This is a genomic window from Phormidium sp. CCY1219 (genome assembly GCF_055795085.1).
This window is the reverse complement of the sequence record NZ_JAYFEQ010000067.1, coordinates 1-301: the sequence shown is the minus strand read 5'-3', so window position 1 is coordinate 301 and position 301 is coordinate 1. Positions and strand designations below refer to the sequence as shown.

The window sequence follows — 301 nt, the reverse complement described above, 5'->3', positions numbered from 1 at the left end:
GCCGAAACAACTGTCTCCTCTGTTAGGTGCGGAAAAAGAAGCGCGGGATATCGGACAACTGCTGAATGTTACGCCGCTGATTGGGTCGCAAGCAACGGAATCGGCAGTGGTGCAAAAAATGCCCTCGGCGCGAATTATACACTTGGCGACTCACGGCAGCTTCGACCCCACCCGAGGTATCGCCAGTTGGATTGCCCTCACCCCCACCAGCAGCGACGATGGATTGCTCACAGCAGGAGAAATCTTCGACATGGAACTCAATGCGGATTTAGTCGTCCTCTCTGCTTGCGAGACGGGACGC

The 301-nt window shown here is 55.8% G+C and carries 1 protein-coding gene; it reads left to right on the top strand.

Translation table 11 applies throughout. The features are described from left to right. Positions 1–301: CHAT domain-containing protein (locus AC0QH1_RS00455; protein WP_324628772.1), on the top strand; the 301-nt coding region annotated here is incomplete at both ends.